Origin of the sequence: Kitasatospora sp. NPDC059722 (assembly GCF_042733235.1) — a bacterium.
Taxonomy (GTDB): Bacteria; Actinomycetota; Actinomycetes; order Streptomycetales; family Streptomycetaceae; genus Kitasatospora.
The window spans coordinates 120546-139075 of sequence record NZ_JBHWGD010000005.1 but is presented as its reverse complement, the minus strand read 5'-3'; the positions used below and the strand labels follow the sequence as shown (position 1 = coordinate 139075).

General features: G+C 73.8%; 22 protein-coding genes. 9 read left to right on the top strand and 13 right to left on the bottom strand.

Annotation, left to right across the window (positions count from 1 at the left end; all coding sequences use genetic code 11):
• Positions 1-104: 104 nt before the first annotated feature.
• Together ACFV4F_RS05005 and ACFV4F_RS05000 are read left to right on the top strand one after the other, a co-directional pair.
• Positions 105-818, top strand: coding sequence for an ABC transporter ATP-binding protein (locus ACFV4F_RS05005; protein ID WP_380500470.1), 714 nt, complete (start codon positions 105-107; stop codon positions 816-818).
• Complete coding sequence (locus ACFV4F_RS05000; protein ID WP_380500469.1) at positions 818-1516, top strand: ABC transporter ATP-binding protein; 699 nt, start codon at positions 818-820, stop codon at positions 1514-1516. The genes ACFV4F_RS05005 and ACFV4F_RS05000 overlap by 1 nt, the downstream gene beginning before the upstream one ends.
• Here ACFV4F_RS05000 and ACFV4F_RS04995 read toward each other — a convergent pair.
• Genes ACFV4F_RS04995 through ACFV4F_RS04985 form a run of 3 tightly spaced genes read right to left on the bottom strand, consistent with a single transcriptional unit; the run spans position 1470 to position 3386 of the window.
• Positions 1470-2258 (bottom strand): SDR family NAD(P)-dependent oxidoreductase, encoded by a 789-nt coding sequence (locus ACFV4F_RS04995; RefSeq protein WP_380500468.1) that lies wholly within the window; start codon positions 2256-2258, stop codon positions 1470-1472. The genes ACFV4F_RS05000 and ACFV4F_RS04995 overlap by 47 nt on opposite strands.
• A gap of 25 nt (positions 2259-2283) precedes the next feature.
• Positions 2284-2445, bottom strand: a complete 162-nt coding sequence (locus ACFV4F_RS04990) for a hypothetical protein (RefSeq protein WP_380500467.1) — start codon at positions 2443-2445, stop codon at positions 2284-2286.
• A gap of 11 nt (positions 2446-2456) precedes the next feature.
• Positions 2457-3386, bottom strand: coding sequence for an NADP-dependent oxidoreductase (locus ACFV4F_RS04985; RefSeq protein WP_380500466.1), 930 nt, complete (start codon positions 3384-3386; stop codon positions 2457-2459).
• Positions 3387-3544: 158 nt separating this feature from the next.
• Between ACFV4F_RS04985 and ACFV4F_RS04980 the strand changes: the two genes are divergently transcribed.
• A complete protein-coding gene (locus ACFV4F_RS04980; RefSeq protein WP_380500465.1) occupies positions 3545-4960 on the top strand; it encodes a LuxR C-terminal-related transcriptional regulator in 1416 nt (471 codons plus the stop codon).
• A 26-nt stretch (positions 4961-4986) separates the two neighbouring features.
• Here the strand turns inward: ACFV4F_RS04980 and ACFV4F_RS04975 are convergent, their stop codons facing one another.
• Positions 4987-5133 (bottom strand): hypothetical protein, encoded by a 147-nt coding sequence (locus ACFV4F_RS04975; RefSeq protein ID WP_380500464.1) that lies wholly within the window; start codon positions 5131-5133, stop codon positions 4987-4989.
• 95 nt (positions 5134-5228) lie between these two features.
• Here ACFV4F_RS04975 and ACFV4F_RS04970 point away from each other — a divergent pair, with 95 nt between their 5' ends.
• Positions 5229-5687 carry a protein phosphatase gene (locus tag ACFV4F_RS04970; protein WP_380436097.1) on the top strand — a complete coding sequence of 153 codons (459 nt, stop codon included), beginning with the start codon at positions 5229-5231 and terminating at the stop codon, positions 5685-5687.
• Entirely contained in the window at positions 5672-6103 is a 432-nt protein-coding gene (locus tag ACFV4F_RS04965; RefSeq protein ID WP_380500463.1) for an SMI1/KNR4 family protein, read from the top strand. The genes ACFV4F_RS04970 and ACFV4F_RS04965 overlap by 16 nt, the downstream gene beginning before the upstream one ends.
• An 11-nt stretch (positions 6104-6114) precedes the next feature.
• On the opposite strand, the gene ACFV4F_RS04960 is transcribed toward ACFV4F_RS04965, so the two are convergent.
• The 8 genes from ACFV4F_RS04960 to ACFV4F_RS04925 form a co-directional block, all read right to left on the bottom strand.
• A complete protein-coding gene (locus ACFV4F_RS04960) occupies positions 6115-7089 on the bottom strand; it encodes an urease accessory protein UreD (RefSeq protein WP_380500462.1) in 975 nt (324 codons plus the stop codon).
• Positions 7086-7706, bottom strand: coding sequence for an urease accessory protein UreG (gene ureG, locus ACFV4F_RS04955; RefSeq protein WP_380436091.1), 621 nt, complete (start codon positions 7704-7706; stop codon positions 7086-7088). The genes ACFV4F_RS04960 and ureG overlap by 4 nt, the downstream gene beginning before the upstream one ends.
• A gap of 73 nt (positions 7707-7779) precedes the next feature.
• Positions 7780-8550, bottom strand: a complete 771-nt coding sequence (locus tag ACFV4F_RS04950) for an urease accessory protein UreF (RefSeq protein WP_380500461.1) — start codon at positions 8548-8550, stop codon at positions 7780-7782.
• Positions 8547-10271, bottom strand: coding sequence for an urease subunit alpha (gene ureC, locus ACFV4F_RS04945; protein ID WP_380500460.1), 1725 nt, complete (start codon positions 10269-10271; stop codon positions 8547-8549). Before ureC ends, ACFV4F_RS04950 begins: the two co-directional genes overlap by 4 nt.
• Positions 10271-10717, bottom strand: a complete 447-nt coding sequence (locus ACFV4F_RS04940) for an urease subunit beta (protein WP_380500459.1) — start codon at positions 10715-10717, stop codon at positions 10271-10273. Before ACFV4F_RS04940 ends, ureC begins: the two co-directional genes overlap by 1 nt.
• A gap of 37 nt (positions 10718-10754) precedes the next feature.
• Positions 10755-11624 (bottom strand): cobalamin biosynthesis protein CbiX, encoded by an 870-nt coding sequence (locus ACFV4F_RS04935; RefSeq protein ID WP_380500458.1) that lies wholly within the window; start codon positions 11622-11624, stop codon positions 10755-10757.
• Positions 11625-11930 (bottom strand): urease subunit gamma, encoded by a 306-nt coding sequence (locus tag ACFV4F_RS04930; RefSeq protein ID WP_380436081.1) that lies wholly within the window; start codon positions 11928-11930, stop codon positions 11625-11627.
• A gap of 77 nt (positions 11931-12007) precedes the next feature.
• Positions 12008-12979, bottom strand: coding sequence for an urea transporter (locus tag ACFV4F_RS04925; RefSeq protein WP_380500457.1), 972 nt, complete (start codon positions 12977-12979; stop codon positions 12008-12010).
• Between the two features lie 419 nt (positions 12980-13398).
• Between ACFV4F_RS04925 and ACFV4F_RS04920 the strand changes: the two genes are divergently transcribed.
• The 3 genes from ACFV4F_RS04920 to ACFV4F_RS04910 all read left to right on the top strand — a co-directional run bounded on the left by ACFV4F_RS04920 (position 13399) and on the right by ACFV4F_RS04910 (position 15234).
• On the top strand, positions 13399-13932 hold the full coding sequence (locus ACFV4F_RS04920) for a SigE family RNA polymerase sigma factor (protein ID WP_380500456.1): 534 nt from the start codon (positions 13399-13401) through the stop codon (positions 13930-13932).
• Positions 13929-14846: a hypothetical protein gene (locus ACFV4F_RS04915; protein ID WP_380500455.1), complete on the top strand. Its 918-nt coding sequence runs from the start codon at positions 13929-13931 to the stop codon at positions 14844-14846. Before ACFV4F_RS04920 ends, ACFV4F_RS04915 begins: the two co-directional genes overlap by 4 nt.
• A 79-nt stretch (positions 14847-14925) precedes the next feature.
• Positions 14926-15234: a hypothetical protein gene (locus ACFV4F_RS04910; protein ID WP_380500454.1), complete on the top strand. Its 309-nt coding sequence runs from the start codon at positions 14926-14928 to the stop codon at positions 15232-15234.
• 181 nt (positions 15235-15415) lie between these two features.
• Here the strand turns inward: ACFV4F_RS04910 and ACFV4F_RS04905 are convergent, their stop codons facing one another.
• Positions 15416-17047, bottom strand: a complete 1632-nt coding sequence (locus tag ACFV4F_RS04905; RefSeq protein ID WP_380500453.1) for a 2-isopropylmalate synthase — start codon at positions 17045-17047, stop codon at positions 15416-15418.
• Between the two features lie 380 nt (positions 17048-17427).
• Here ACFV4F_RS04905 and ACFV4F_RS04900 point away from each other — a divergent pair, with 380 nt between their 5' ends.
• Entirely contained in the window at positions 17428-18120 is a 693-nt protein-coding gene (locus ACFV4F_RS04900; protein WP_380500502.1) for a FadR/GntR family transcriptional regulator, read from the top strand.
• Positions 18121-18530 lie beyond the last annotated feature (410 nt).

The following is an 18530-nucleotide window of genomic DNA, read 5'->3' as shown; positions in this document are numbered from 1 at the left end:
CGGACCGGGCGGATATAACCCACTGGCCATAAATAATATTAAATAAATTTAATTAAAAATAAAAAAAAAAATAGTGCGACCTGTCACTCCGCCGCGGAGCACCCATGACCGCCCGCCTCACCGCCCGCGGCATCGTGCGCCGCTACGGCGGGATCGAGGCCGTCGGCGGCGTCGACCTCGTCGCGCCCGCCGGGCGGATCACCGCGCTGATCGGGCCGAACGGGGCCGGGAAGAGCACGCTGTTCGACTGCCTGGCCGGGACGGTCCGGCCGGACGCCGGGCGGGTGCTGCTCGCCGGGCGGGACGTCACGCGGGTGGCGGCGCACGCACGGGTGCGGCTGGGGCTCGCCCGCACCTTCCAGCAGATCGCCGTCTTCCCCACCCTGTCCGTCGCCGACAACGTCCGCGTGGGCGCCGAGCAGCGACCCGACCGGGCGGACGTCCCGGGGCGCACGGAGCGGGCACTCGCGCTGTTCGGGCTGCAGGACGTGGCCGGCGAGTCGGCCGGGGCGCAGCCGACCGGGGTGCTGCGCTTGGTGGAGCTGGCCCGGGCGCTGGCGGGCGAGCCGCGGGTGCTGCTGCTGGACGAGCCCGCGGCGGGGCTGGATTCGGCCCAGACGGCCAGGCTGGTGGCGGTGTTGCGGGGACTCGCGGGGCACGGGATGGCACTGCTGCTGGTCGAGCACGACGCCGGGCTGGTCGCCGAACTCGCCGACACCGTCTACGCGATGGCGGACGGCCGGGTGGTGGCGGCCGGTCCCGCGGCGGCGGTGCTGGCGGATCCGCGGGTGGCCCGGGCGTGGGGCGGGGTGGCGTGATGCCGGTGGAGATCGCGTTGCGCTCGGCACGGGTCCGGTACGGTCCGCTCGAAGCGCTGCACGGGGTGGACCTGGCGTTCCCGTCCGGGCTGGTGAGCGTCCTGCTGGGGCCCAACGGCGCCGGACGGACGAGCGCGCTGCACGCGCTGGCCGGGCTCGTCCGGCTGTCCGGGGGCCGGGTCGTGTGGCGGGGCCGGGACGTCACCGGACTGTCGGTACGCCGGCGGGTGCGGACGGGGCTCGCGCTGGTGCCGGCGGAGCGGGCGGTGTTCGCGTCGCTGACGGTGGCCGAGCACCTCCAACTCGCTGGTCCGGGCAGCGAGTCGGCCCTCCGCCTGTTTCCCGAGCTGGCCGCGCTGCTACCCCGCCGGGCGGGCACGCTCTCCGGCGGGCAGCAGCAACTCGTGGCCCTCGCCCGGGCTTTGGCCACCGAGCCCGAGGTGCTGCTGCTCGACGAGCCCGAGCGCGGCCTGGCCCCGGCCGTCGTCGCCCGCCTGCACGCCCACCTGCTCGCCGCCGACACCACGGTGATCCTGAGCGCGCGGGAACTCCCCCGCACCCTGGCGGGCGCGGCCGTCGTGCACGTGCTGCACCGCGGCGAGGTCGTGTTCTCCGGCGAGCCGGGCGAACTCGCCGTCACCGGGCCGACCGCTACTGCGCCAAGTACCCGCCGTCCACCGGCAGGACGGCTCCCGTGATGAACGACGCCTCGTCGGAGGCCAGGAACAGCACGGCCGACGCGACCTCCGCCGGGGAGCCGAGCCGGCCCATCGGGTGGAGCTTCTCGATCGCGGTGAGGTACTCGGGCCCGCCGGGTTCGTCGCGCAGCCGGACGACGCGTTCGGTGGTGATGGTGCCGGGGGCGACGGCGTTGACGCGGATGCCGCGGTCGGCCCACTCGACGGCGAGGTGCTTGGTGAGGCCGGAGGCGACGAACTTGGCCGGGCCGTAGACCGCCTGGCCGCGCTGGCCGGCCTCGCCGGAGATGGAGGAGATGCAGACGACCGAGCCGCCGGGCCGCTCCTGGGCGGTCATCGCGGCGATCGCGTACTTGCAGGTGAGGAACATGCCGCGGCCGTCGATGGCCATGACGTGGTCCCAGTCCTCGGCGGTGGCTTCGGTGATCTCCATGAGCGGGAGCACACCGGCGTTGGCGACCAGGACGTCGAGCCGGCCGTTGCGCTCGACGGCGGCGTCGATCATCCGGCGCGCGTCCTCGTCGCGGGCGACGTCGCCGACCACCGTGCCGATGTCGTACGGGAGTTGGTCGGCGAGGCGGGCCAGACCGACGGCGTCGACGTCGGTCGCGATCACGGCCGCACCCTCGCGGGCGAAGCGTTCGGCGACGGCCCGGCCGATGCCGCTCGCCGCGCCCGTCACCACGCAGGACCTGCCCGCGAGCCCTCCGACCCCGCCACCTGTTGCGTTCGCAGTCACCATGACGCCGGACTCTATCGACGAACAGTCAGGACGGCGTGGATGGCGCCGGATTGGCCTGCTCCGCGAACAGCGAACGGCTCGCGGCGGCGTCGGCGGTCGGCGGCCAGCGGTCAGCGAACGGCGAACGGCGAACAACTTTCAGATAACAGATTTCAAAATCTGTTATCTGAAAGTTGTCAGCTGTCATCCGTTCGCCCCTCACACCGTGAGCACGATCTTCCCCCGCAGGTGCCCGTGCTCGCTCACCCGGTGCGCCTCCGCCGCCTCGGCGAGCGGGAGCACCCGGTGCAGCGGCAGCCGCAGGTCCCCCGCCGCGTGCAGCGCGAGCGCGGCCTCGAACGCGCGGCCGTAGTAGGGCTCGACGCCCTCGGCACCGCCGGTGAAGCGCACCCCGTGCTCCCCGGCGCCCACGAAGTCGGCGATCGTCAGCACCCGGTCGGCGCCGCCCGCCAGTTCGATCGAGAGCGGCAGCACCCCGCCGAGCCCGGCCGCGTCCAGCACCTTGTCCACGCCGCCCGGTGCGGCGGCCCGCACGCGCTCGGCCAGCCCGTCGCCGTACGCCACCGGGATCGCGCCCAGCTCGCGCAGGTGGGCGTGGTTGGCCTCGCTCGCGGTGCCGACGACCGTGATCCCGCGCGCCCGGGCGAACTGCAGCAGCACGGTGCCGACCCCGCCGGCCGCGCCGTGCACCAGCAGCGTCTCGCCGGGCCGGACGTCGAGGATGGCCAGCGCCCGCTCGGCGGTCTCCGCCGCGACCGGGATCGCCGCCGCCTCCTCCCAGCACAGCGCGGCGGGCTTGCGGGCCAGCTGGGCGGCGGGCACGATCACGTGCTCGGCGTGCGCGCCGCCCATCACCGCGCCGAACACCTCGTCACCGGTCGCCCACGCCGTGACGTCCGCGCCGACGGCCCGGACCACGCCGGACAGTTCGAAGCCGGCGACGAAGGGAAGGGCGACGGGGAAGACGTCCGCCATCAGGCCGGCCCGGATCTTGTGGTCCAGCGGGTTGACGCCCGCCGCGCGGACCTCGACCAGGACCTCGCCGGCACCCGGGGCGGGCAGGTCGAGGTCGATGGGGCGCAGCACGTCCGCGCCGCCGTACTCGGAGAAAGCGATCGCCTTGGTCATGGGAAAGTCCTTGCCTTGTCGAGGAGTTCGTGGACCCCGTGTTCTCGTACGGCTCCATCCTCGGCGCCCGGCCGGCTTCTCCCGGCCGTCCTTTCGGACGGTTCCACCCCTCCCAATGGCCAGGTCGGCCGGCCGCCCCCGGGGCTAGGCTGGACGGCATGACCGGACTGAGCGCGGACGTGGACTGGCAGAGCATGTGGGGACGTCCGGAGGACGCGCTCGCGCGGGCCGTCGAGGTGCTGCGCGCGCCCCGGCCGACGTTGCTGGTCCGCCTCTCCGAGGTGCTCGGCACGCTCGTGCCGCACGTGGCGGTCGCCCAGCTCAGCGGCATCTGCACGTACTCCCCCGCGAACGCGCTCGGCTTGCCGGAGGTCGCCGGGGAGGTCGTCAGCCTGGAGCTGGCCCGGCTCGCCGAGGCCACCGCCGACGCGACCGCGCAGGGCCGGCCGTGGCAGGGCGAGGCCCTGCTCGCGGGCCGCACCCGGCCCGTCGTGGTGGCCTCGGCGACGCCGGGCACCGGGAGCGCACCGGAAACAGGCAGCGCGGCGGACACCGGCAACGCGCCCGGCACCGGCAAGGCGCCCGACGCCGGCGGCGCCGCCCTGCTGGTGCTGGTCCGCGCGAGCGCCGAGCCGGTGCCCGACGGCGCGCTGGCCGTCCTCCAGCAGCTGTGGGAGCTGCTCGTGACGCACTCGCACCACCGCGCCACCGACGCGGGCCCCAAGCACGCGGCGACGTCCCGGGCCTCGGCGAACGCCCGGGCCCGCGCGATCGCCGAGTTCACCGGCATGCACAGCGCCGCGCTCACCGCGATCCTCGGGCCGCTGCGCTCGCCCGCCCTGGACGACGCGACCGCGCGCCGCAGCGCCGCCGAACTGGCCGTGACGGCGCTGCTGGACCTGCGCGCGGGCGCCGAACTCGACCGGACGCTCAGCGAGGAGCCCGCCGACGCCGCGTTCGCCCGGCTGGCGGAGGAGCTCCGCCCGCTGCTGCGGCACGGCCGGGTCCGGCTGGACCTGGTGCCCCCGGCGGAGTCCGCCCGGTCCGTCCCGGCGGACACCGCGCACACCGCCCGCGACGCCGTCCGGGCGACCGTCCTCACCATGCTCGACCAGGACGGGGTGACGCGGCTGCACGTGAGCTGGACGTTCACCGGTGACGTGCTGCGGGCGGTGGTGCGGGACGACGGGCCCGGCCTGCTCGCCGCCGACGCCCTCGCCGTGCACCGCACCGCCGACCGGATCGCCGCCCTCGGCGGCCGGGCCGCCGTGGAGGCCGTGCCCGGCTGGGGCAGCACGGTGACGGTGGACCTGCCGCTCGTGGCGCCCGGACCGGCTCTCGCCGGGGATCCGCTGGACGGCCTTCAGCCGCGCGAGCTGGAGGTCCTGGACCAGGTGGCGCGCGGCCGGCGCAATCGCGAGATCGCCCGGGAGCTGCACATCAGCGAGTCGACGGTGAAGTTCCACGTCGCCAACATCCTGGCGAAGCTGGGCGTCGCCTCGCGCGGCGAGGCCGCCGCCCTCGCCCACCGCGCCGGGATGCCGGCGGCGGCGGGGCTGTACGTCGCGTCGTGACCGACGCTCAGGAGTCGTTCAGCGGTTCAGCGGGCCGCGCCCGGGACGGCGTTCCAGCCCGTGTCATTGGAGCCGGAGTCGGAACCGGTCCCGGCCCCGGAACCGGAGCGGACGGCGGTGGCCGAGGCGGAGGCGGTGGCGGTGGAGACCGGACAAGGGACGTACGCAATCATGGACATCTCCCTCGATAAGGGGCCGGACAGCGACCCTGCCGACGATTAAAATCGCCAGCCTCACTCCAGCACAAGCGAAAATCCGAAGGGATGACGTGCCCGAGACAACGTGGGACCCGACCGCCCCCGGCATCCTGCGGCTCCCGTCCGGCCGCCTCCTGCGCGGCCGGGGCCTCAGCCGCCCGCTGCCATCCGGCCCCGCCCCCGACTTCGCGCTCTACCTCCTCGGCCACCGCCCCGCCCCCGTGCCGTGGGAGGCCCGCTGGGTGCGCTGGCCCGACTTCCGCCTGCCCGCCGACCGCGCCGACGCCCGCGCCGCCTTCGGCGAGGCGTGGCGGCGCTGCGCCGCCCAACGCGTCGAGATCGCCTGCCTCGGCGGCCGCGGCCGCACCGGCACGGCGCTCGCCCGCATCGCCGTCCTGGACGGCGTGCCGCCCGCCGAGGCCGTCGCCTACGTGCGGGCGCACTACAGCCCGCACGCCGTCGAGACGCCCTGGCAGAAGGGGTACGTCCGGCGGGCTCTGGAAGACTTGCCCGCATGTGGCACGAACTGATCCTCGAACTGGCCCCGGGCGCCGAGCTCGGCGCCCCGGCCGCCGACGACACGCTGGCGGAGGTCGAGCGGGCACTCGGGCAGCGGGTGCCGCCCGACCTCGCCGACCTGCTGCGGGAGTGCGACGGGGTCGTCCACCGCGGGCTGGACGTCGTGTGGGACGCCGCGCGGATCGCGGGCGAGAACGGCGAATTCCGGACGACCTTGGACTTCCGGCAGCTCTACATGCCGTTCGAGCCGCTGATGTTCTTCGGGGACAACGGCGGCGGCGACCAGTTCGCGTTCGTCCGCACACCCGAGCGCGATCACGACGTGTTCGTCTGGGACCACGAGACCGACAGCCGCTCGATGGTCGCCGGCAGGCTCCGCCAGTACCTCGAACGGAGCCTCACCGAAGACGGGGACTGGTACCTGTAACCACTGAACGGTCAGGTCTTGCGCAGGTCCGGGGCCGGGGCGCCGATCAGGAGGCGGCGCACGGCGTCCCACGCGGTGCGCATCGCGGCGGCGCAGGCGCGGGTGTCGTCGCCGAGCAGGCGCAGCCAGGCGCCGGCGTCGTGCGGCAGGACGCTGACGCCGTACAGCAGGCCGCGGTCGGCGAGGGCCTCGTGCAGGGTGTCGGCGACCCGGGCGGCCGGGGCGAGCGGCGTGATCGCGTACAGGCTGGCCATGACGTCGTGTCCGGCGAGCACCGCCGGGCCCGAGACGCCCCCGCCGCCCGGCTCCAGGCGGACGGTGTCCAGGGCGACCAGCGGGCCGTCCGGGCGCCGCACTTCGAGGTCGGAGGCGAACACCCGGTAGGCGTTGCGCTCGCCGCGGGCCAGGCGCCCGGCGAGGACGGTCTCGCCGGCGAGGACGGTGGCGGTGGGGTCGACGGTGAGGACGGTGCGCTGGTAGAGGCGGGAGTCGACGAAGGGGATGACGGGCTCGGGCAGGTACTCGACGTAGGCGCGGGGGCCGGCGTGCAGGTTGACGAGTTGCGTCGCGTAGTCGAACTCCATCCGGTAGACCTTGGTGGCCGCCTGGGTGGTGAGGTGCACGGCCGTGTCGGCGCCGCAGTGGAGGTCGGTGCGCAGCCGGTCGGCCTGGAGGATGCCGCCGCCGGTGGACATCAGGAGGGTGACGGCGAGGTCCGGGCGGGCGGGGTCGAAGTAGAGCGGGCGCATGATCTGCAGCGGCGACTTCTGGTAGTGGCCGGTGAGTTCGGTGCGGGCGCCGATCTTCTCGAAGGAGAGTTCCAGCAGGCCGACCTTGCCGGGGCGCCCGACCCCGAGGGTGTCGGGCGTCCCGGCGTGCCGGCGGACCTCGGCCGGGACGCGGGCCGGCTCGTAGTGCCGGGGGTCGAGCCGCGGTGGCGCCACGTCCGCGGCCACGTCCGGCGAGATGTCCGGGGCGGCCGTCATGCGGAGACCTTGCGGAAGGTCTCCAGGAAGGCGGCGATCTCCTCCAGTCCTTCGCCGGTCAGGCAGTTGGTGAGCACGACCGGTCCGCCCTCGCGGACGCGGTGGGCGTCGGACTCCATGACGCCGAGGTCCGCGCGGACGTACTGGGCGATGTCGATCTTGTTGATGACCAGGAGGTCGGACTCGGTGATGCCCGGTCCGCGCTTGCGGGGCATCTTCTCGCCCTCGGCGGTGTCCAGGACGAAGAGGAAGAGGTCGACGAGGACGGGGCTGAAGGTCAGGGTCAGGTTGTCGCCGCCGGACTCGTAGAGCAGGGTGTCGACGTCGGGGAAGCGTTCCAGGAGCTCGGCGCCGGCGGCGAGGTTCATCGTCGGGTCGTCCCGGACGGCGGTGTGCGGGCAGGCGCCGGTCTCGACGCCCACGACCCGCTCGGGGTCGAGCACGCCGGCCAGGGTGCGGCGCACGTGCTGGGCGTCCTCCTGGGTGTAGATGTCGTTGGTGACGACGGCCGGGCGGTGGCCGCGGGCGATCAGGACCGGGACGAGGGCCTCGATCAGCGCCGTCTTGCCGGAGCCGACGGGGCCGCCGATGCCTACGCGGAGCACGTTCTCGGTCAAGTTTCCTCCTCTGGTGCGGTGTTGCTCGTGTTTCGCGTTTCGGTGCCGCGCGAGGCGCCGTTCCCGCGGCGGGTCAGCTCATGAACAGCCGGGCCTCGGCCCGCTCGTGCCGTCCGGACATCGCGTCGGCGACCGGCACGCAGCCGCCGAGGTCGGCCAACTCCCGCGCCAGGGCGGCCCGGATGACGTCCTGGAGCACCGGCGCGACCGACCGCAGCACGACCTGCGCCTTGCGGTGGTCGGTCAGCCGCAGCCGCAGCGCGGCGCCGACGAAGCTGGTGCAGAACGCGAACAGGTCGCCGGCGAGGGCCTGTTCGGCCGGGACGCCGGCGGCGGCGTACGCGACCCCGGCGGCGACCGCCTGCGAGCCGGGGGCGCGCTTGTCGGCGACCAGTTCGGCGTACCGCTCCAGGGGTTCGCCGCCGAGCGACTCCCGGGCGATGTCCAGGAGTTGGCGTCCGGTCCGGGTGGAGGCCAGCCGCAGCTCGCGGTTGAGCTTGGTCGCGTGCAGCCGCTCGTCGACCTCGGCGAGCAGTTCCCAGTCCCCGGCCGTCGCGGCGCGGTGGGCGAGGGCGAGCGCGGTGGCGTCGCCCGGGCCCACCGAGTGGCGCAGCAGGTCGGCGAGCAGGTCCGGCATGGTGTCCGGGGTGACGGCCTTGGCCTGGGCGTAGCCCTCCAGCCCGTGGGAGAGGGTGTAGAACCCGCTGGGGAAGGCGGAGTCGGTGAGCTGGAGGCAGACGAGCAGGGCGTCCAGGCCGCCCGGGCCACCGCTCGGGCCACTTCCGCCCGCATCACCGCCGCCCGTCTCCCCACCGAGCTGGTCACCGCCGACCGGGCCGCTCATGCGAGGTAGAACAGGTGGTTGAGCGGGAGTTCGCGCGCGGGCTCGATGGTGGCGGGCTCACCGTCCAGGGTGACCTTGTAGGTCTCCGGGTCGACCGCGATCTTCGGCAGGGCGTCGTTGCGGACCATGTGCTGCTTGCCGACCGAGCGGCACCGCTGCACCGGCAGGACGCGGCTGTCGAGGCCGAGCCGGGCCGGGACGCCGAGGTCGACGGCGGCCTGGGACATGAAGGAGACCCGGGTGGCCTGCTTGGCGCGGCCGAGCGCGCCGTACATCGGGCGGTAGTAGACCGGCTGCGGAGTGGGCAGGGAGGCGTTGGGGTCGCCCATGAGGGCCCAGTTGATGACGCCGCCCTTGATGACCATCTTGGGCTTGGCGCCGAAGGAGTTGATCGGCCAGAGCACGATGTCGGCGAGCTTGCCAGGCTCCAGGGAGCCGATGTGGTCGGCGGTGCCGGAGGCGATGGCCGGGTTGATGGTGAGCTTGGCGAGGTAGCGCAGGACGCGGAAGTTGTCGTTGCGGTCGGTGTCGCCGGCGAGCTTGCCGCGCTGGCCCTTGCAGTGGTGGGCGGTCTGGAAGGCGCGGGTGAAGGACTCCCCGATGCGGCCCATGGCCTGCGAGTCGGAGGAGAAGATCGAGATGACGCCCTCGTCGTGCAGGACGGTCTCGGCGGCGATGGTCTCGGCGCGCACCCGGGAGTCGGCGAAGGAGACGTCCTCGGGGATGTCGTGGCTGAGGTGGTGGCAGACCATCACCATGTCGAGGAGCTCGTCGACGGAGTTGACGGTGTAGGGCAGGGTCGGGTTCGTCGAGGACGGCAGGACGTTGGCCTCGCCGGCGATCCGCATGATGTCGGGGGCGTGGCCGCCGCCGGCGCCCTCGGTGTGGAAGGTGTGGATGGTGCGGCCGTCGATCGCGGAGAGGGTGTCCTCGAAGTAGCCGCCCTCGTTGAGGGTGTCCGTGTGGATGGCGACCTGGACGTCGTACTCGTCGGCGACGCGCAGCGCCGTGTCGATCGCGGCCGGGGTGCTGCCCCAGTCCTCGTGCACCTTGAGGCCGCACACGCCCGCCTCGACCTGTTCGCGCAGGGCTCCGGGCAGCGAGCCGTTGCCCTTGCCGAGGAGGCCGACGTTGACCGGGAGGTCCTCGACGGCCTGGTACATCCGGCCGATGTTCCACGGGCCGGGCGTACAGGTGGTGCCGTTGGTGCCGTCGGAGGGGCCGGTGCCGCCGCCGATGAGGGTGGTGATGCCGTTGCTCAGCGCCTCCTGGGCCTGCTGGGGGGCGATGAAGTGGATGTGGGTGTCGATGCCGCCGGCGGTGGCGATCAGGTGCTCGCCGGAGATGACCTCCGTACCGGGGCCGATCACGAGCTTGGGGTGCACGCCGCTCTGGGTGTGCGGGTTGCCGGCCTTGCCGACGGCGGTGATGAAGCCGTCCTTGACGCCGATGTCGCCCTTGACGACGCCGAGGACCGGGTCCAGGACGACGACGTTGGTGATGACCAGGTCGAGCGCGCCCTGGACGGAGGTGGCGGCCGGGTCCTGGGCCATGCCGTCGCGGATGCCCTTGCCGCCGCCGTAGACGGCCTCGTCGCCGTAGTGGCCCTGGTTGAAGTCCTTCTCGACCTCGACCACGAGGTTGGTGTCGGCGAGGTGGAAGCGGTCGCCGACGGTGGGTCCGAACAGGTCGGTGTACTGCTTGCGGGAGAGCATGGCCATCAGAGGGTGCCTTCCTTGCGGTCGTCCTTGCGGTCGTCCTTGCGGTCGTCCTTGCGGTCGTCCTTGTGGTCGAGTTCGGTGCCCTTGAAGCCGAGCGCGATCGCCCGGCCGATGGCGCGGGCGCGCGTGTCGGCGGACTTGATGCCGCCGTCGACGAGGTTGGCGAAGCCGACCAGGCGGCCGTGCCCGCCGAACTCGGCGAGCGTGACGTCCTGGGTGACGCCGGGCTCGAAGCGCACGGCGGTGCCGGCCGCGATGTCCAGGTGCTTGCCGTAGGCGGCGTTGCGGTCGAAGTCGAGGGCGCGGTTGGCCTCGAAGAAGTGGTAGTGGGAACCGACCTGGATCGCCCGGTCGCCCGTGTTGCTGACCGTGACGGTGACCGTGGCGCGGCCGGCGTTGATCTCCACCGGGTCGTCGCCGTACAGGTACGTGGCGCCACCAGACATGGCTGGCCCTTCCTCTCCCTCGGTTCAGTGGGTTCGTTCAGTGATGCGTGTGGACGTGCGTGTGGCTGTGCGCGGAAGCGTGGCTGTGCCCAGGACCTTGACCCTGCCCAGGACCGTGACCGTGGCCCGCGCCCGGCCCGTGGCCGTGAGCGCCGCCCGGCCCGTGGCTGTGGGCGTAGCCGTGCCCGTGCTCCGCGTCGAGTCCGGCCGCGACGCCGTCCTCGCCGTGGCCGAGCAGGTGCAGGGCCGCCGCCGTGCGGGCCGCGACCACCCCCGCGATCGCGGCGGGGCGCAGCAGCGGTCCGCCGTCGCGGACGCCGGCCGGTGCCGGCGGCGCGACCGCCCGTCCGAAGGAGGCCGGGACGGCGGTGACCGTGCGGGCGCCGAGGAGGCGGCAGCGTTCGGCGCCGTCGGCGGGGTCGGGGTCGCCGCCCGCGAGGGCCACCTCGACCAGGCGGTGGTGCCCGTACTGGCGGACGAGCCGGGCGATCCGGAAGAGCTCGGCGTCCTCGAACGGTCCGGCCGCCGGCGCGGTGACCAGGATCGCGCCGTCCGGGTCGGGATCGGTGCCGGCCGCGGCGCGCAGCCAGCCGACGAGGTGTTCGGCGGCGCCGAACGGCGCGGTGAGGGCGAGCCGGCCGCGGGCCTCGCCGGCGGCGAGCCAGTGCAGGGCGCGGGCGCTGTCGGCGACGAGCTTCGGGTCGCGGCCGAGCGTCATGGGGACGACGCACACCGGTCCGCCGGTGGCGGCGAGCGCCGAGCGGACGGCCGCGGCGAGGTCGCGTCCCGGGGCGGCCGCCGCGTGGATCGCGGGCCCGCGCTCCACCAGGGGGGCGAGGTCGCGGGCGTGGCCGCTCTCGTGGCCGCCGGCCAGCACCACGGTGGCGGCCCGGCGGTCGGCGGTCACTCAGGCACCGACCGGGTCGTGGCAGGAGACGAGCTTGGTGCCGTCGAGGAAGGCGGCCTCGACCTGGAGCAGCGGGAGCATCTCGCGCACGCCGGGCATGACGTCGGCGCTGCCGATGACCTGCTTGCCGATCTCCATGCACTCGGCGACGGTGCGTCCGTCCCGGGCGCCCTCCATGATGGCCTCGCTGATCAGTGCGCAGGCCTCGCTGTAATTCAGCTTCACGCCGCGGTCGCGGCGTTTGCGGGCCAGATCGGCCACGACGTAGATGTACAGCTTGTCCATCTCGCGCGGGGACAGGTTCACGGGGATCACGCTTCCTTTCCGGCATTTCGAAGAGGCTTCGAAGAAACGCGGGGGAGTTCGGGGAATGGGACGGACCCTCAGATTCGGCGCAGCCGCGGAACGGCCGGCACCGCCGCGAGGAACAGCACTGTGGTAACGACGAACGGCCATGTGAAGGCATGGCTGCCGAAGGGTGCGGCGACGGCGTCGATCGCCGGGGTCAGCACGGTCGCGGCGACCGCGCCGAGCAGCGCGTAGGCCGCGCTCCACGCTCCGGGGGCGACGAACACCCCGCAGAGGGCCATCGCCACCAGCACGCCGTTGTAGCCCAGCAGCCCCTCGCCGACGGCTTCGGCCGGGGCGCCGAGGGCCCAGGCGGTGACCAGCGAGGTGGCGCTGCCCGCGCAGGCCGTGAGGGCGGCGAGGCGGCTGGCCGCGAGGAGCCCGGCGAGGAACAGCAGGCCGACGTACCACTGGGACATGAAGAAGATCTGGCCGATGTTGGCGAAGAAGCCGTGCCACAGCTGGTCCCAGGTCGGCCCGGTGGGGCCGGTGGCGGGCAGGGGCAGGGCGGCCGGGGTGGGGGCGCCGTGCCACAGCTGACGGAAGCCCGGCGCCGCCGCCGTGGTCGCGGTGGCGACGAGGCAGAACGGCTCGGTGAGCACGGGCAGCCGCCGGGCGGCGAGCAGGGTGGTGAGGCCTGCGGTGAGGACGACGGAGACGACGGCGCCGAGCACCGCGACGACGAGGGTCGCCGGGTGTCCGGGGTCGAGGAAGACCGCGCAGCTCAGGGCCACGAGGCAGCCGTTGTACCCGTGCAGCCCCGCTCCCACGGCCGCGGGTGCCAGCTGCAATCCGTACGCGGTGCCGGTGCCGACGACGCTGCCGAGCAGGCCGTAGACGCCGTACTGCCAGCCGGCGGCGAAGAGTGCGGCCACGAAGAGGAGGCCGCACACGGCCGACGGCAGGAAATCCACCTGGGCGATTCCGCGCAGGACTTCGATCCCCAGCCTGAGGGATATCGGGCGAGTGGCCGCCGGAGCCGCCGGTTCGTCCTTTTCCTGAGCCATTCGTCGCACCAATTCCCGCTACGGCTTTCCACCGCAAGGCGAAGTTCCCCGCGAAGCTGTTCGACGTGCCCTTACGAACGACTCGCGATTCCGTCGGAACCGTACTCCTGCGGATCGCCGACATGCTCGCACACACCAGGTTACGGGCGAATGACAATTGGTGATCAACCCGCCCCTGAGCTGCAACAATCTGTTGAATCTGCAGGTCGAAGGCCCCCCTGAAGACGTCCATTCTTTGCGAAGTTTTACTCATGGCTGCCGCGATGGAGAAGGTGGCCAGGCCGATGAATTCCACCCGAATCAACTCCTGACCGGCAATTCGGACACCCTGCACCGCTAACCGGCGGCCCGAAAACGCCCGCCGTCCCGGGTAAGCGGTTCCGCCCCCGGGTGGGCTCCGGGAGGGTGAGGAGGTGCTCATGGGAGAACCGAAGAACGACCGGGACGACGGGTTCCGGGCCTTCATCGTCGCGGCCTGGCCACGGCTGCTGCGGACGGCCTACCTGCTGGCCGGCGAGCAGTACGCCGCCGAGGACCTGGTGCAGTCCGCCGCCGAGCAGGCCTGCGCGTCCTGGCACAGGGTGCGCCGCGCCGACGACGCGTACGCCTACGTCCGCCGGATCCTGGTCAACCGGCACGCCCGCCACCACCGGCGCCGGCCGCCCGAGCTGCTGGTCGACGCCGTGCCGGACGCGCCCGGCACGGAGGACGGCTACCGCCGCTGCGACCAGCGCTCGGCGCTGCTGACCGCCCTGGCCACGCTGCCGCCCCGGCAGCGGGAGGCCGTGGTGCTGCGGCACTGGGAGGACCTGAGCGACAGCCAGGCCGCCGCGGCGATGGGCTGCTCGACGGGAGCCGTGCGCAGCCACGCGGCGAAGGGGATAGCGAAGCTGCGGCAGACCGCGGCGCTGAGGGAACTCACCGACATGACGCACATCGGAGGCCAGGCATGACCGGCAACGAGGGCTTTGAGGGCAACGGCGGCGACGAGCAGGACCTGTGGGTCGGACTCGAACTGGCCGACGCGGCGGCCGGGGCCGCGGTCGGCCCGGTGCCGGTGGACCGGATCCTGGCGGGCGGGCGCCGCATCCGGCGCCGCCGCCGGGCGGTCGTGGGCGCGGTCGCGCTGACCGCGGTGGTGGTCCTGGGCGGCGGCGCGTTCGCGGGCCTGGGCGGGCGGACGGCGGGCGGCACGACGATCGGCGCGGCCGGCGGCGCACCGCTGTCCGCACCGACACCCGCGGCGACGTCCGGCTCCACGCCCTCCGTGTCGACGGCGGCGCGGGATCCCCTGAGCCCCCTCCGCGTCGTGCTCGCGGAGGGCACCGCCAACGGCAAGGAGTGGAAGGTGTGGGCGGCGCTGTGGACGCTCGCGCCGAAGGAGGAGGCGTTCCGGCAGGCGCAGGCCATCGCCGCGGAGCGGCGCGCGGTCGACCCCGAGGTGCCGGAGCCGACGGAGGCGTACGTCCGGCAGTACTGGCAGCCCCACGACGACGTCGTGAACCTCTACTTCACGGTCGGCGGCGTCCGGCTGCCGCACGACCAGGAGTTCACCACGCGCTCCGCCACCCAGGCCCCGCCCCCCGGAGGCGAGGCGCTCACCGGCACCAGCCTCGGCCACTGGGGCAAGGACGACACCGCGGCACCGGCGGACGTGGCGGTGGTCTCGGTCGCCCCCGACGTCGCCAGGGTCGCGGTGACCTGGGCGGACGGCACGACCACGGAGCCGCCGCTGGTCACCGTCGCGGACTCGCCGATCCGCTGGGTCGCGGTGCCCCGCAAGGCCGGTACCCGGGCCGAGACCTGGCGGGAGTTCGGCCGCGACGGCGCCGAGCTCCCGAACCGCGAGCTCGGCTTCCTGAAGTGACGGCGGGCTTCCCGGCGTGAGCCGAAGGACACGCCCCGGCGCCGGCGTCGTCCGGTCCGCGGCGGGTAGAGGGTCGGACATGGATGCGATATTGGTGGAAGAGGACTTCGCCCACATCGACGGCACCGACATGAACGCGATCCTTGAACTGCTCGGCCGGCTGGGCCTCGACGCCGAGCCGACCGCGCCGCGCGGCGGCGGCCGGGGCCGCCGGTGGGAACTGACGATGCACTGGCAGACGCATGGTCCCATCTCGGAGGCCACCGAGAACGGGCTGCGCGACACGGCCGGCCGGATCAGGGAGCACTTCGTCGCCGCCGGCAAGCGGGCCCCGTCGAAGGTCGTCCTGTGCGGGCGGGACGGGCTCGTGCTCCGGACCTTCCAGTAACCCGCCCGTGCCTCCGCAGCGGGAGTGGGAAGTCGGTGCGGCCGACTTCCCACTCCCGCACGCTCATCGCCCCGCGCGCTCATCCCCCTGCCTGCTCGTCCCCCTGCCTGCTCATCCACGGGGGCTCATCCCCGCACGATCAGCCCCGCGTGATCAGCCCTGCACGATCAGCCCTGCACGATCAGCCGCGCGCGCCCGGCTCCACGCCCCTCGCGCGGCCGACGGCGCTGAGCACCGCCCGCACGCCCGCCGTCAGGACCGACGCGTCGCGCCCGGCGCCCCAGCGCACCTCGTCGCCCACCCGGGCCTCCACGTAGGCGACCGCGTCCGGGCCCGACCCGACGGCGTGTTCGCTGAAGTGCAGGATCTCCACGCCCAGCGCGTCGGCCACCGCGTCCAGCGGGCCGGAGCCCGTACCCGACCGGCCGTCGACCTCGGCCCGGTCGCCGGTGACCGTCCACGCCCACGGCGGCGCCGCGTCCAGGTACTCGGCGCGGAACAGCGCGTACAGCTCCTCCCCCGTCACCTCGCGCCCGCTGTCGTCCGTCGCCTCCTGCACGACGCGCGAGAACTCGATCTGGAGCCGCCGGGGCAGCTCCAGCCCGTGCCCGGTCTGCAGGAGGTAGGCGATCCCGCCCTTGCCGGACTGGCTGTTGACCCGGATCACGGCCTCGTAGTCGCGCCCGAGGTCCGCCGGGTCGATCGGCAGGTAGGGCACGTCCCACGGCGCCTCCCGCTCCGGCACGCCCAACCCGGCGGCCACCTTGGCGTGGTGGGCGAGGCCCTTCCTGATGGCGTCCTGGTGGGTGCCGGAGAAGGCGGTGTGGACGAGGTCCCCGGCGTACGGGTGCCGCTCGGGCACCGGCAGCCGGTTGCAGTGCTCGACGGTGCGCCGGACGGCGTCGATGTCGGAGAGGTCGAGCATCGGGTCGACGCCCTGGGTGTGCAGGTTCAGCGCGAGCGTCACCAGGTCGACGTTGCCGGTGCGCTCGCCGTTGCCGAACAGGCAGCCCTCGACGCGCTGCGCCCCGGCCAGGACGGCGAGTTCGGCGCACGCGACGCCCGTGCCGCGGTCGTTGTGCGGGTGGACGGAGAGGACGACCGACTCTCGCCGCTCCAGGTGGCGGTGCAGGTACTCGATCTGGTCGGCGTAGACGTTGGGGGTGGCGATCTCGACGGTCGCGGGCAGGTTGTGGACCACCGGGCGGTCGGGGCTCGCGTCCCACAGCGCGGTGAGGCCGTTGCACACCTCCAGGACGTAGTCCGGCTCGGTCAGGTTGAACACCTCGGGCGAGAACTGGAAGCGCACGCCCTCGCGCCCCTCGGCCCGCCGGGCCATGTGCTCGGCGGCCCCGACGATCAGCTCGCGCACCTCCTCCCGGCCCCGGCCGAGGACGACGTCCCGCCAGACCGGGGCGGTCGCGGTGTAGAGGTGGACGACCACCCGCGGCAGGCCCTCGACGGCCTCGAAGGTGCGGTCGATGAGGTCGGCGCGGGCGGCGGTGAAGACGACGATCGTGACGTCCTCCGGCACCGCCCCCGGCACGGTGGCGAGTTGGCGCACGAAGTCGAAGTCGGCCCGGCTGGCGGAGGGGTAGCCGACCTCGATCTCCTTGAAGCCCATGGCCAGGAACAGGTCGAACATCCGCTGCTTGCGCGCCGGGTCCATCGGCTCGGCGAGTGCCTGGTTGCCGTCGCGCAGGTCGACGGGCACCCACAGCGGGGCCCGCTCGATCCGCTGCCCGGGCCAGCGCCGCAGCAACGCGGGCACGTGGACCCGCTCGTGGGCGGGACGGTAGCGGTGGGAGGGCATCGTGCCGCCGCGCTGGGGGTTCCAGGCGGGGGCGCCGGCCGGGACGGGACCGGCCGGAGCGCGCAGGGTCGTCGTGTGACGGGGCGTTGCGTGGCTGGGCGTCGCATGACTGGGCGTCGCGTGACGGGGCGTCGCGTGACGGGGCGTTGCATGGGAGGGCGTCGTGTGAGGCGGCGTCGCGTGAGAAGTGGGCGTGCGCGGGGTCGGGACGGGCATGCGGGGTCCTTCGGTGAGTACCGGTGACCGGCAGGACGACGCCCCGCAGCGGGGTGCCGGTCCGGTCAGACCCCGCTGCGGCCGCCGAGGAGGAGACGCCGCTGCTGCATGGCCGGTAGACTAGCCACACCACAACTCCTCAGACAACCTGACAGGTGAACGCGATGTCCCCGATCGGCCCCCTGCGCCCCTCCCCCCTGGCCGAACAGGCCGCCGCGCGGATCGAGGAGCAGATCACCTCCGGACACTGGCCGGTCGGCGGCAAGCTGCCCGGCGAGGTCGCGCTGGCGAAGGAGCTCGGCGTCGGCCGCTCGACCGTCCGCGAGGCCCTGCGCGCGCTGGCGGGGGCCGGCCTCGTGCAGAGCCGCCAGGGCGCGGGCGTCTTCGTGACCGCGGACCGGCCAGCCGGGGACTGGGCGACCCGGCTGCGCCGGGCGGAGCTCGCGCACGTCTACGAGGTCCGCACGATGGTCGAGGTGCAGGCGGCCCGGCTGGCGGCGACCCGGCGGACGGACGCCGACCTGGCCGCCGTCGACACCGCGCTCGCGGCACGACTCGCGGCCGGCGCGGCGGACGACGCGGCCTTCGTCGACGCGGACATCGCGCTGCACACCGCCGTCGTGGCGGCGGCTCACAACCCGGTGCTGGACGACCTGTTCGCCCAGTTCGTCCCTGTCCTGCGGGAGCACCTGGTCGCGCTCGTCGGACTGCTGGGGCTGCGCGCCGGGGACCCGGACCACGGCCACGACGCCCACGCCGGCCTCGTCGGGGCGCTGCACCGCGCGGACGCCGAGGAGGCCGGACGGGTGCTCGCGGAGGAGCTGGCGGCCACGCGGGCGCGGCTGCTCGGGACCTGATGGCATGTCCGCGATGGACGTCACACACTCTTCACGCGGGCGCCACCTTCCGGGCAGCCACGTACATGACACTGGGCCGCACGGCTCCGAACGGGTGTCGTTCGCTGACGAACGGTCAACGGGGAGATGACATTGTGTCGAAGCGGTGCATGAGCACCGTCCAGACGGCGAACGGGCTTTCACTCCAATAACACGGTATGACTAGTATCGCTTCGTCAAAAAGCCCGCCCTAAGGAGTCAGCTCTGCGCGCGCGTGCGAATCGGCGGCCCCCGACGCCGAAGGCCCCCCGCAGGCGTCCGCGCCTGTCCCTGCGGACGGCGCTGCTCGTCCTGGCCGTCGTCCCCAGCATCGCCCTCGCCCTGCTCTGGGCGGTCACCAGCGGCGAGACGCTCTCCTCCTTCCAGCGGCA

What these genes read in the sequence shown, in the direction of transcription:
- ACFV4F_RS04980 (WP_380500465.1), top strand. Translation starts at nt 3,545, where the DNA reads ATGACCGGACTGAGCGCGGACGTGGACTGGCAGAGCATGTGGGGACGT.
- ACFV4F_RS04905 (WP_380500453.1), bottom strand. Translation starts at nt 17,047, where the DNA reads ATGCCCTCCCACCGCTACCGTCCCGCCCACGAGCGGGTCCACGTGCCC.
- ACFV4F_RS04960 (WP_380500462.1), bottom strand. Translation starts at nt 7,089, where the DNA reads ATGACGGCCGCCCCGGACATCTCGCCGGACGTGGCCGCGGACGTGGCG.
- ACFV4F_RS04925 (WP_380500457.1), bottom strand. Translation starts at nt 12,979, where the DNA reads ATGGCTCAGGAAAAGGACGAACCGGCGGCTCCGGCGGCCACTCGCCCG.
- ACFV4F_RS04985 (WP_380500466.1), bottom strand. Translation starts at nt 3,386, where the DNA reads ATGACCAAGGCGATCGCTTTCTCCGAGTACGGCGGCGCGGACGTGCTG.
- ACFV4F_RS04920 (WP_380500456.1), top strand. Translation starts at nt 13,399, where the DNA reads ATGGGAGAACCGAAGAACGACCGGGACGACGGGTTCCGGGCCTTCATC.
- ACFV4F_RS04915 (WP_380500455.1), top strand. Translation starts at nt 13,929, where the DNA reads ATGACCGGCAACGAGGGCTTTGAGGGCAACGGCGGCGACGAGCAGGAC.
- ACFV4F_RS04900 (WP_380500502.1), top strand. Translation starts at nt 17,428, where the DNA reads ATGTCCCCGATCGGCCCCCTGCGCCCCTCCCCCCTGGCCGAACAGGCC.
- ACFV4F_RS04910 (WP_380500454.1), top strand. Translation starts at nt 14,926, where the DNA reads ATGGATGCGATATTGGTGGAAGAGGACTTCGCCCACATCGACGGCACC.
- ACFV4F_RS04965 (WP_380500463.1), top strand. Translation starts at nt 5,672, where the DNA reads ATGTGGCACGAACTGATCCTCGAACTGGCCCCGGGCGCCGAGCTCGGC.
- ACFV4F_RS04995 (WP_380500468.1), bottom strand. Translation starts at nt 2,258, where the DNA reads ATGGTGACTGCGAACGCAACAGGTGGCGGGGTCGGAGGGCTCGCGGGC.
- ACFV4F_RS05005 (WP_380500470.1), top strand. Translation starts at nt 105, where the DNA reads ATGACCGCCCGCCTCACCGCCCGCGGCATCGTGCGCCGCTACGGCGGG.
- ureC (WP_380500460.1), bottom strand. Translation starts at nt 10,271, where the DNA reads ATGGCCATGCTCTCCCGCAAGCAGTACACCGACCTGTTCGGACCCACC.
- ACFV4F_RS05000 (WP_380500469.1), top strand. Translation starts at nt 818, where the DNA reads ATGCCGGTGGAGATCGCGTTGCGCTCGGCACGGGTCCGGTACGGTCCG.
- ACFV4F_RS04975 (WP_380500464.1), bottom strand. Translation starts at nt 5,133, where the DNA reads ATGATTGCGTACGTCCCTTGTCCGGTCTCCACCGCCACCGCCTCCGCC.
- ACFV4F_RS04990 (WP_380500467.1), bottom strand. Translation starts at nt 2,445, where the DNA reads ATGACAGCTGACAACTTTCAGATAACAGATTTTGAAATCTGTTATCTG.
- ACFV4F_RS04950 (WP_380500461.1), bottom strand. Translation starts at nt 8,550, where the DNA reads ATGAGCGGCCCGGTCGGCGGTGACCAGCTCGGTGGGGAGACGGGCGGC.
- ACFV4F_RS04940 (WP_380500459.1), bottom strand. Translation starts at nt 10,717, where the DNA reads ATGTCTGGTGGCGCCACGTACCTGTACGGCGACGACCCGGTGGAGATC.